The 10,219-nt window shown below is 72.6% G+C and carries 10 protein-coding genes and 1 pseudogene; 7 read left to right on the top strand and 4 right to left on the bottom strand.

The genetic code is table 11. The features are described 5' to 3' along the window. Window positions 1-157 precede the first annotated feature (157 nt). From ACZ6D7_RS34020 to msrB, 4 genes and pseudogenes are all read left to right on the top strand, one after another. Window positions 158-889 (top strand): annotated as a pseudogene (locus ACZ6D7_RS34020) (pyrimidine reductase family protein); the annotation flags it as partial. Window positions 890-1,047: 158 nt separating this feature from the next. Next, on the top strand, window positions 1,048-1,521 hold the full coding sequence (locus tag ACZ6D7_RS34015) for an indole-3-glycerol phosphate synthase (protein WP_469499443.1): 474 nt from the start codon (window positions 1,048-1,050) through the stop codon (window positions 1,519-1,521). Window positions 1,522-1,598: 77 nt separating this feature from the next. Further along, window positions 1,599-2,984: a UDP-N-acetylmuramate--L-alanine ligase gene (gene murC, locus ACZ6D7_RS34010; protein ID WP_469499440.1), complete on the top strand. Its 1,386-nt coding sequence runs from the start codon at window positions 1,599-1,601 to the stop codon at window positions 2,982-2,984. 13 nt (window positions 2,985-2,997) lie between these two features. Next, a complete protein-coding gene (gene msrB / locus ACZ6D7_RS34005) occupies window positions 2,998-3,405 on the top strand; it encodes a peptide-methionine (R)-S-oxide reductase MsrB (RefSeq protein WP_469499438.1) in 408 nt (135 codons plus the stop codon). A gap of 42 nt (window positions 3,406-3,447) precedes the next feature. Here the strand turns inward: msrB and ACZ6D7_RS34000 are convergent, their stop codons facing one another. From ACZ6D7_RS34000 to ACZ6D7_RS33990, 3 genes are all read right to left on the bottom strand, one after another. Then, entirely contained in the window at window positions 3,448-4,434 is a 987-nt protein-coding gene (locus ACZ6D7_RS34000) for a lysylphosphatidylglycerol synthase transmembrane domain-containing protein (RefSeq protein ID WP_469499435.1), read from the bottom strand. Between the two features lie 234 nt (window positions 4,435-4,668). Further along, window positions 4,669-6,117, bottom strand: a complete 1,449-nt coding sequence (locus ACZ6D7_RS33995) for a sensor histidine kinase (protein WP_469499432.1) — start codon at window positions 6,115-6,117, stop codon at window positions 4,669-4,671. After that, a complete protein-coding gene (locus ACZ6D7_RS33990; protein WP_469499429.1) occupies window positions 6,114-6,806 on the bottom strand; it encodes a response regulator transcription factor in 693 nt (230 codons plus the stop codon). The genes ACZ6D7_RS33995 and ACZ6D7_RS33990 overlap by 4 nt, the downstream gene beginning before the upstream one ends. A gap of 151 nt (window positions 6,807-6,957) precedes the next feature. Here ACZ6D7_RS33990 and ACZ6D7_RS33985 point away from each other — a divergent pair, with 151 nt between their 5' ends. The 3 genes from ACZ6D7_RS33985 to ACZ6D7_RS33975 are packed head-to-tail and all read left to right on the top strand — an operon-like array spanning window position 6,958 to window position 9,758. Beyond that, window positions 6,958-8,295: a ferredoxin reductase family protein gene (locus ACZ6D7_RS33985; protein ID WP_469499427.1), complete on the top strand. Its 1,338-nt coding sequence runs from the start codon at window positions 6,958-6,960 to the stop codon at window positions 8,293-8,295. A gap of 10 nt (window positions 8,296-8,305) precedes the next feature. Then, the gene (locus ACZ6D7_RS33980) at window positions 8,306-9,016 is read left to right on the top strand and encodes an FMN-binding protein (protein WP_469499424.1); all 711 of its coding nucleotides are present in this window, start codon (window positions 8,306-8,308) and stop codon (window positions 9,014-9,016) included. A 1-nt stretch (window position 9,017) separates the two neighbouring features. Beyond that, window positions 9,018-9,758 carry an FAD:protein FMN transferase gene (locus ACZ6D7_RS33975; RefSeq protein ID WP_469499421.1) on the top strand — a complete coding sequence of 247 codons (741 nt, stop codon included), beginning with the start codon at window positions 9,018-9,020 and terminating at the stop codon, window positions 9,756-9,758. A gap of 66 nt (window positions 9,759-9,824) precedes the next feature. Here ACZ6D7_RS33975 and ACZ6D7_RS33970 read toward each other — a convergent pair. Continuing rightward, the coding region (locus tag ACZ6D7_RS33970) for a mannosyltransferase YkcB-related protein (RefSeq protein ID WP_469499420.1) at window positions 9,825-10,219 on the bottom strand (395 nt) is incomplete at its 5' end.

The raw sequence follows: 10,219 nt of genomic DNA, 5'->3' as shown, positions 1-10,219 counted from the left end.
CGTACCCCCCCCCCCCCCCCCCCCCCCCCCCCCCCCCCCCCCCCCCCCCCCCTCCCCCCCGCCCCCCCCCCCCCCCCCCCCCCCCCCCCCCCCCACGCCCGGCCCGGCGACCGCGGACCGGGACCGCGACCGGGAGCGGGACCGGGACCGGGACCGGGACCGGGAGTGGAGTCTCGACGAGCTCGCCGAGGCCTACGCCTACCCCGAGCCCGCGCCCGGGGAGCCGCGGCCCTGGCTGCGGGCCAACATGGTGTCCACGCTCGACGGCGCCGCCCAGCACGACGGGCGCTCCCAGCCCATCTCCACCGCCGCCGACATGCGGATCTTCGGCACCCTGCGAGGGCTCGCGGACGTCGTCGTCGTGGGCGCGGAAACGGTACGGCAGGAGGGGTACCGGCCCGCACGCGCGCGTGCGGAGTTCGCGGCGCGGCGGAAGGCGGCCGGGCAGGGGCCCGCCCCGGCGATCGCGGTGGTCACCGCGAGCCTGGACCTCGACCTCTCGCTCCCGCTCTTCACCTCGCCGCAGGTGCCCACGCTGCTGCTGACCGGCGCCGCGGCCGCCCCCGACCGGGTGGCCGCCGCGCGGAAGGCGGGCGCCCTGGTGGTGGTCGCCGGTGACGGCACGGGCGTGGAGCCCGCGCGCGCGGTGCGGGCGCTCGGCGAGCTGGGGCACACCCGGCTGCTGACCGAAGGCGGCCCCCGGCTGCTGGGGCAGTTCGTCGCCGCCGGGGTGCTCGACGAGCTGTGTCTGACCGTCTCGCCGATGCTCACCGCGGGCGACGCGCAGCGCATCGCGGGCGGGCCGTCGGTCGCGGTGCCGCAGCGGTTCGCACTGGTGTCCCTGCTGGAGGAGGACGGCTTCCTCTTCGGCAGGTACGGAAAGGTCTGAGACGGCCGAGTGGGGTCACGTGGGGGTGTGCGACACCCCCAAGGTCCCGAAAACGGCGGAACCTGTCGTTCCGGTTAGCTTCGGGTGGGCAGACTAGGACTCGCAGTACCCGTGCTGGCACGGGGAAGGATGGTTTCCGCAGGAGAGATGGGGCGCTGGTGTTCACAAGCGTTTTGATGATCGAGAAGGCCCTGACGTCCGCCGACGTGGAGTTCGTCACCACCTTGCACGGGGACGAGCAGGTCTCCTTCCATGTGCTGCTCCAGCCGCGCGGCGACCAGGCCGACCGGCTGCTGCGGGCCATCGACGACGTGGCGCTCGGGGAGCTGGACGAGGCCGCGCGCGAGCGGGAGACGCCAGAGGGGGAGGAGGCGAAGGGGTTCGGCGAGAGAGCCCTGGAGGTCTCCCTCCAGGCGCTCCACGCGGCCGACCACGAGGCGGTGGGGCGGCTGGTCGAGGACCATCCGCTGGACGCGCTGAAGTCCCTGGTGGACGAGGTCGGGGCGGACGAGGTGATCGTGCTCACCGATCCCCACTACGTGGAGGAGTTCTTCCATCGCGACTGGGCCTCCAGGGCGCGGCACAAGGTCGGTGTCCCGGTGCTCAAGCTGTTCTCGCACAGCAAGGCGTGAGGCGTTCCGTACGGCCTTGGCGTGTGCCATAGGGTTCGGGATGACTGAACGTTCGCCGTACCACCCAGGAGACACGCATGGCACCCGGCCTTCCTCCCGCCATGGACCGACCGCACTTCATCGGCATCGGCGGCGCCGGGATGTCGGGGATCGCGAAGATCCTCGCGCAGCGCGGCGCCCGGGTGGCGGGCAGCGACGCCAAGGAGTCGGAGACGGCGGCGGCGCTGCGGGCGCTGGGCGCCACGGTGCACATCGGGCACGCCGCGGACCACCTGGCCGAGGACGCGAGCTGTGTCGTGGTGTCCTCGGCGATCCGGCAGGACAACCCCGAGCTGGCCCGCGCGGCCGAGCTGGGCGTCCCGGTCGTCCACCGCTCCGACGCGCTCGCCGCGCTGATGGACGGGCTGCGGCCGATCGCGGTCGCGGGCACCCACGGCAAGACGACCACCACGTCCATGCTGGCCGTCTCCCTGTCCGCGCTGGGTCGCGGGCCGTCGTACGCGATCGGCGGCGACCTGGACGCGCCCGGCTCCAACGCGCTGCACGGCGACGGCGAGATCTTCGTCGCCGAGGCGGACGAATCGGACCGCAGCTTCCACAAGTACGCCCCCGAGGTCGCGATCGTCCTCAACGTGGAGCTGGACCACCACGCCAACTACGCGTCGATGGACGAGATCTACGAGTCCTTCGAGACCTTCGCCGGTCGGATCGTGCCCGGCGGCACCCTGGTGATCTCCGCCGACCACGAGGGCGCGCGGGAACTGACCCGGCGGGTCGAGGGCGTGCGGGTGGTGACGTACGGGGAGGCCGAGGACGCCGACGTCCGCGTGCTGTCCGTCGTCCCGCAGGGGCTGAAGAGCCTGGTGACCGTTCTGCTGGACGGGCAGGAGATCACCTTCACGGTGTCCGTGCCCGGCCGCCACTACGCGCACAACGCCGTCGCCGCGCTGGCCGCCGGCGTGGCCCTCGGCGTCCCGGCCGGTGAACTCGCCCCCGCCATCGCCGCGTACACCGGCGTCAAGCGCCGCCTCCAGCTCAAGGGCGAGGCCGCCGGGGTCCAGGTCATCGACTCCTACGCCCACCACCCCACCGAGATGACGGCCGACCTGGAGGCGATGCGCGCGGCGGCCGGCGACGCCCGCATCCTCGTCGTCTTCCAGCCCCACCTCTTCTCCCGCACCCAGGAGCTGGGCAAGGAGATGGGCGAGTCCCTCACCCTGGCCGACGCCTCCGTCGTCCTCGACATCTACCCGGCCCGCGAGGACCCGGTTCCCGGGGTCACCAGCGCCCTGATCATCGACGCTGCCCGGGCGGCGGGTGCCGAGGTGACGCCGGTGCACGACAAGGGCCAGGTGCCGGACGTGATCGCGGGAATGGCCAAGCCCGGTGATCTGGTTCTCACCATGGGCGCGGGCGATGTGACCGACCTGGGCCCGCGCATCCTGGACCGTCTTTCCCAGTGAGGGGCTGAGGCTCATGTCGTACGACGTCGAGAAGCCGGACGAGCAGTGGCGGGCGGAGCTGACGCCCGCCGAGTACGCCGTGCTCCGGCAGGCCGGGACGGAGCCCGCCTTCACCGGTGAGTACACCGACACCAAGACCGAGGGTGTCTACTCCTGCCGGGCCTGCGGCGCCGAACTCTTCACCTCCGGGACCAAGTTCGAGTCCCACTGCGGCTGGCCGTCCTTCTTCGACCCGAAGGACACCGACGCGGTGGAGCTGATCGAGGACCGCTCGCACGGAATGCTGCGCACCGAGGTGCGGTGCGCGCGCTGCGGCTCGCACCTCGGGCACGTCTTCGCCGGCGAGGGCTACCCGACGCCGACCGACCAGCGGTACTGCATCAACAGCATCTCGCTGCGGCTGGCGCCCGACGAGGGCTGAGCCGGCGGCAAGGGCCGAGCCGCCCGACGGGGCTGCCCCTGCTCACAGGTGCCTGCGCTGGACCAGCGCGGACAGCACCAGCATCCCGGGCAACAGCGGCAGCCACACCGTCAGCGTGCGGTAGCCGATGACGGTGGCCGTGGCGAGGGCGAGCGGGGCGCCGTAGCCCGCCAGGGCGAGCACCAGGGCCGCGTCCACCGGGCCGATGCCGCCCGGCGCCGGGACGGCGCCGGCCGCGGTGCTCGCCGCGAGGAACGCGAAGAGCAGCTCCGGCCAGGTCAGGGGAAGGCCCAGGGCCTTCCCCACCGAGGCCACCACACAGGCCTGGATCAGCGGAGCCGCGAACGCTCCGCCCCACAGGGGGACGAACCGGCCCGGACGCGTGTGCAGATGGCGGACGTCGGTGAGGGCCGTACGGACGAACTCCAGGGCCGGACCGCGCAGGGGACGTACGACGGCGACCAGGAGCGCGCCCGCCGAGGGGGCGAGGACGATGCCCACCGCGGCCAGCACCAGCGTGCGGTTGTCCGGGATGAGCGCGGCGACGGGCGCCATGAAGAGGAAGGCGAGCACCAGAGGTGTCTTGGCCAGCGCCCTGACCAGCGAGTACAGACCGATCGACGCGGTGGCGCGGGCGAGCGGGATGCCCTGGCGCTGGAGGAAGCGGACGGTGACCGCGTGGGCGCCGATGCTCGCGGGCAGCACATGGTTCGCGGCGCCGGCGGCTATCTGGGAGGCCACCAGCAGACCGGGCGGCAGCCGGTCGCGGATCGCGCCCTGGCGGACACAGGCCGCGGCGACCGCGCCCAGATACGTGAAGAAGAGCCCGGCCAGCAGCCACCACGGGTCCGCGGTGGTCAGGCGGGCGGTGCCGTCGCGGACGGCGTGCCAGTCGACCGCCGCCCACGCCCCGAGATACAGCAGGGGGAGCAGGCTGATGGCGTGACGGGCGTAGGCGGAGGTCAGCGGGCGGCCGGCGGCCGCGCGCGGGGGCGGGGCGGCGGCGGTGTCGAGCGGCAGCAGGGTCACGGCGCACGTCGTCCTTCCACGTCACGTCCGCACGCGGCAGCGGTGACGGATCAGGCCCTGGGCGGGGAGAAGGGGAACGCGAGGGAACTTCCCCTCTCCGCGTGACGGCGCGGTGTCCGGAAGCCGTCGGTGCGCGGGCGGAGGGGCGACGGGGTGCGTGGGGCTGTGAGAGTTCTGCCCGCGGTAGGAGGCGGTCATCCGGGCGAGGGGTGTCGTTCCGCTCCTGGCTCCTCGCTACATCTGACCGCCCGCCGCCGGCAGCGTCACCGTGAACACCGTCGCCCCCGGTTCGGCGGCCAGCTCCAGGGTGCCGCCGTGGGCGCGGACCAGGGAGCGGGCCACGGACAGGCCGAGGCCGCTGCCGCCGCGGTCGCGGCTGCGGGCCTTGTCGACGCGGTAGAAGCGGTCGAAGACCTGGTCGCGGTCGCCGGGCGGGATGCCGGGTCCCCGGTCGGTGACGTGCACTCGGGCCGCGCCGGCGGTCACGGAGACCCCGACGGAGACCGGGGTGCCGGCCGGGGTGTGCACGGCCGCGTTGGTGAGGAGGTTGTCCAGCACCTGGCGGATGCGGTGCGGGTCGAGCCGCAGCCGGACCGAGGCCGGGCCCGGGAGCACCGTCAGCGGATGGCCGGGATGGCTCGCCCGGAACGCGTCGGCCGCCTGCTCGACCAGGCCCACCAGGTCGGCGTCCTCCATCCGCAGCGGGGCGTCCACCTCGGCCGCGTCCAGCCGGGCGAGCAGCAGCAGGTCGTCGAGGAGGACACCCATGCGGGCGGCCTCGGCGCGCAGCCGGGCCAGGTGCCTGTCCCGTTCCTCGGGGGCGTTGGCGGCCGCGTACTGGAAGAGGTCCGCGTAACCGCGTACCGACATCAGGGGCGTACGCAGCTCGTGCGAGGCGTCCGCGACGAACCGCCGCAGCCGCTGCTCCGCCTCCGCGCGGACGGCCAGGGAGGCGTCGATGTGCTCCAGCATCGTGTTGAACGCGGTGCGCAGCTCCTCCACCTCGGGACCGCCGCCCGGCGCCTCCGCGCGCAGCGGGAGCCGGGACGCCGACTCGGAGAGGTCGTGCGAGGCGATGCCGTGCGCGGTGTGCGCCATGTCGCTCAGCGGCTGGAGGCCGCGCCGCAGCATCGCCCGGCCGAACACCACCAGCGCCAGCAGCGCCAGGACGAAGGTGACGACCTGGATCGTGATCAGCTGCCGTACGGTGCCCTCGATGTCGTCCAGCGGCGCGCCGCTGACCAGGACCACACCGGGCTCCACCTCGCAGGCGCGCAGCCGGTACAGGCCCTCGCCCCGCAGGTGCTCGGTGCGCAGCACCTCGGTGCCCACGGTGGTCTGCGCCCGGGCGACGGCGGTGAGGTCGTCGATGTCCTCGGGCACGTCGGCGGGGTCCTCGGGCTCGCGCAGCACGGGCGCGCCGTCCCGGACGTCGTACACCGCGTAGTACCAGCGGTAGTACTTCTTCCCCGCCAGCGTGCCGGAGTCCGCGATGCTCTTGGACTGGGCGACCTGGGCGAGCTTCAGCTGGTCGTTGAGCTGCGCCGACAGATAGTCCCGCATGTACGTCGTCAGGGCCGTGCCGACCACGGCGAACACCATCAGGGACAGCACGCCGAGGCCCAGCGCGAGCCGGGTGCCGAGCCGGAGCCTGCGGTACGACCGCCGCAGCCGGCCTATCACTCGGACGCCTGCCGGATCACGTATCCGAAACCGCGTACCGTCTGGATCAGCGGGTCGTCGCCGGTCGCGTCGAGCTTGCGGCGCAGCCGGCTGACCACCAGCTCGACGACGTTGGAACGGCCGCCGAACCCGTATTCCCAGACGTGATCGAGGATCTGCGCCTTGGTGAGGACGGTCGGCGACTTGCGCATCAGGTAGCGCAGCACCTCGTACTCGGTCGGGGTCAGCGTGAGCAGTTTCCCGGCGCGGCGCACCTCGCGGGTGTCCTCGTCCATGGTGAGGTCCGCGACCCGCAGGACCGAGCGCTGGAAGACGGGGCCCGCGCTGCGCCGCAGCACGGTCCGCAGCCGGGCCATCAGCTCCTCCACGGCAAACGGTTTCACGAGGTAGTCGTCGCCGCCCCGGGTCAGCCCCGCCACCCGGTCGGCGACCCCGTCGCGCGCGGTGAGGAACACCACCGGCACCATCGTCCCGGACCGCCGCAGCCGGTCCAGCACACCGAAGCCGTCGATGTCGGGCAGCATCAGGTCGAGCACCACGATGTCGGGATGGAACTCGCCGGCGCGGCGCAGCGCCTCCTGACCGGAGTTCGCGGTCACCGCGTCCCAGCCCTCGTAGCGGGCGACCGTCGCCACGAGGTCGGCGATCGGCGGGTCGTCGTCCACGACGAGGAGTCGTACTTTTTCCACCCGCTCATAGTGCGTCACGCACCCCCGCCCGCAGCACCCCCGTCTCACCCGCGCGGAGATCGATAAGCTCTTGAAAGTTGTACGACAGGAAAACGACAGCACAGCACGGAGAAGCTCTGTGTTCTAGGACCCGATCAAGGAGTTTCCGTCCGTGACGACCCTCCAATCGCCTCCCGTACCCCCCACGGCGATACGTCCCAAAGTAGTGGCCCGTACCGGCCTGTACGCCGTGCTGGCCGCGAACGCGGCCGTCGTGACCCTCTTCGCCGTCCAGGCGGGCTTCGCCTCCAACGCGCTGGTCGTCATCGGCCGTTTCGCCGGGCTGTACGGCGCCCTGCTGATGGCGTTCCAGCTGTTGCTGGTCGCCCGGCTGCCCTGGCTGGACCGCCGGATCGGCATGGACCGGCTGACCAACTGGCACCGCTGGACCGGCTTCGGCCTGCTCTGGACGCTGGTCGCCCATCTGGTGTTCATCACCTTCGGCTACGCCGAGTCCTCGTCGATGGACCCGGTCAGCCAGCTCGTCGACCTCGCCGAGACCGTCGAGGGCGTGCTGCGCGCGACCGTCGCGATGGCGCTGATCCTCGTCATCGGCGGCGTCTCCGCCCGCTGGGCGCGGCGCCGACTGGCCTACGAGACCTGGCACTTCATCCACCTGTACACCTACGTCGCCGTGGTCCTGGCCTTCACCCACCAGGTCGCCGTCGGGACGACCTTCACCGCGTCGTCCGCCGCCACGGCGTACTGGTACACCCTGTGGATCGTGGCCGGCGCCGCGGTGCTCACCGGCCGGCTGCTCCTGCCGCTGTGGCGGAACTGGCGCCACCAGCTGCGCGTCGAGGCGGTCGTCCCCGAGTCCGACAACGTGGTCTCCGTGTACATGACCGGCCGGGACCTGGACCGGCTGCCCGCCCGGGCCGGCCAGTTCTTCCTGTGGCGGTTCCTGACCAAGGACCGCTGGTGGCAGGCGAACCCGTTCTCGCTGTCCGCCGCGCCCGACGGCACCCGGCTGCGGCTCACCGCGAAGGCGGCCGGCGAGGGCTCCGCCTCCCTGCGCCACCTCAAGCCCGGCACCCGGGTCTTCGCCGAGGGCCCCTACGGCGCCTTCACCACGATGCACCGCACCCGCCCCGAGTCGCTGCTCATCGCCGGCGGCGTCGGCGTCACCCCGATCCGGGCGCTGCTGGAGGAGATCCACGGGCACGCCGTGGTCGTCTACCGCGTGTCCGGCGAACGTGACGCCGTCCTCTACGACGAGCTGCGCGAGCTGGCCGTCGCCAAGGGCGCCGAGCTGCACCTGGTCACCGGGCCGCCGGTGCCGGACCGGCTGGCGCCGCGGGAACTGGCCGCGCTGGTACCGGACATCACCGAGCGGGACGTCTTCCTGTGCGGGCCCCCTCCGATGATGAACGCGGTCCTCGCCACCCTGCGCGAGCTGGGCGTGCCCAAACCGCAGATCCACTTCGAACGCTTCAGCCTGGCGGGATGAGAGAGACATCGTGAAGCGAGCCATACCTGTCCTGGTCCTGTCCGTGGTGGGCCTGATCCCCGTCTGGCGCTACGAGCCGTCGACCGGTTCGACGTCCACCACCGTCACCGAACCGGCCACGACGTCCTCCGCGTCCTCCGGCACCTCCGCCGCCGGATCGACCTTCACCGGTACGACCGTCAGCACCGAGAAGGGCGACGTCCAGGTCCAGGTGACCTACGACGGCGACACCATCACGGCCGTGAAGATGCTGAAGCAGCCGAATCATCCGCAGACGACGGCGGCGGTGCCGCAGCTGATCTCGGAGACGCTCGAGGCGCAGAGCGCGGACATCGACACGGTGTCCGGTGCGACCCTCACGAGTGACGGCTACAAGGAGTCCCTCCAGGCGGCCATCGACGCGCAGGCGGCCGCCGCCTCCGCGACCCCCTCGGCCTCGGCGTCGGCATCCGCCGCCGCCTCGCAGACGGTGGCGGGCTCGACCGTGACCACCGAGAAGGGCGACGTCCAGGTCGAGGTGACCTTCGACGGCGACACCATCACGGCCGTGAAGATGCTGAAGCAGCCGAATCATCCGCAGACGACGGCGGCGGTGCCGCAGCTGATCTCGGAGACGCTCGAGGCGCAGAGCGCGGACATCGACACGGTGTCCGGTGCGACCCTCACGAGTGACGGCTACAAGGAGTCCCTCCAGGCCGCGATCGACGCGAAGGGCGCCTGACATGCACCGGGTCGAGCACGTCATGGGCTTCCCCGTCTCGCTGCGCGTCGACGACGAGCGGGCTCCCGAGGCGGCCGCGGACGCCGTCTTCGCGTGGCTGCGGGAGGTCGACGAGCGGTTCAGCCCGTTCAAGGAGGACAGCGAGGTGTCCCGGCTGGACCGGGGCGAGCTGTCCCCCGGTGAGCTGAGCGCCGACCTCACCGAGGTGCTCGACCTGTGCGAGGAGTACCGGGTCGCCACCGGCGGAGCCTTCGACGTACGGCTGCCCGGCCGGCGCCTCGACCCGTGCGCGGTCGTCAAGGGCTGGTCCGTGCAGCGGGCGGCGGACCTGCTGACGGCGGCCGGGCTGCGGCGCTTCTGCCTCAACGCCGGCGGCGACGTGGTCGTCTCCGGCGGTCCCTGGCGGGTCGGCGTGCGGCACCCCGAGTTCGCGGACAAGCTGTGCACCGTGCTGGAGCTGAGCGACGCGGCGGTCGCGACCTCCGCCCGCTACGAGCGCGGCGACCACATCCTCGACGGCCGCACCGGCCGCCCGGCCACCGGCCTCGACAGCCTCACCGTCGTCGCCCCCACCCTCACCCGGGCCGACACCGTCGCCACGGCCGCGTTCGCGCTGGGCGCCCAGGGCGTGGAGTGGGCGGCGTCCCGGGAGGGGTGCGAGGTGTACGCCGTGCTCGCCGGCGGGCGCGTGCTGCGGACGTCCGGGTTCCCGACGGCCGGGGCGGGTTCCGCCGCGGCCTGACCGGTTCCGCCGAAACAGGAGCACCCCCGGCCGGGGGTGCTCCCTCCTTTCGTGCCTCGCGTGCGGTCAGTTCACGTCGGAGGCGTCCAGGCGGTACAGCCCGTCGTAGTCGGAGACCGCCGTGCCGTTCTTCTTCGCCCAGGCGGAGATCTCGGAGTTCGAGGAGCCCTGGCCGCTGTCGCCGATGACGATGTAGCGCAGCTTGCCGGACTTCACCAGGGTCTTGAGCTTGGCGAGGGTCATGGCGTCGTCGGTGCCGGACCAGCCGCCCATCGAGATGACCGGCTCACCGGACTCCAGGATGATCGAGGACGCGGTCTGGTCGGTGGCGACCGCGACCAGCCAGGTGGCGCCGTCCTGGTTCTTCTTCAGCGAGATTCTTGCGAGGAACCCCAGGCGTTTACGCCTGGGAGGAATGGCATCGTGTGGTGGCGACGCGGAGCGTCGCAGTGTCCGGGAGT

This window comes from Streptomyces sp. NPDC041784 (assembly GCF_055591025.1).
Note: the sequence above shows the minus strand (reverse complement) of the source record. Positions and strands in the feature narration are given on the sequence as shown.

Excerpts from the sequence above, each read along its gene's own strand:
- msrB (WP_469499438.1), top strand. The coding sequence starts at position 2,998 with ATGTCGTACGACGTCGAGAAGCCGGACGAGCAGTGGCGGGCGGAGCTG.
- murC (WP_469499440.1), top strand. The coding sequence starts at position 1,599 with ATGGCACCCGGCCTTCCTCCCGCCATGGACCGACCGCACTTCATCGGC.
- ACZ6D7_RS33975 (WP_469499421.1), top strand. The coding sequence starts at position 9,018 with ATGCACCGGGTCGAGCACGTCATGGGCTTCCCCGTCTCGCTGCGCGTC.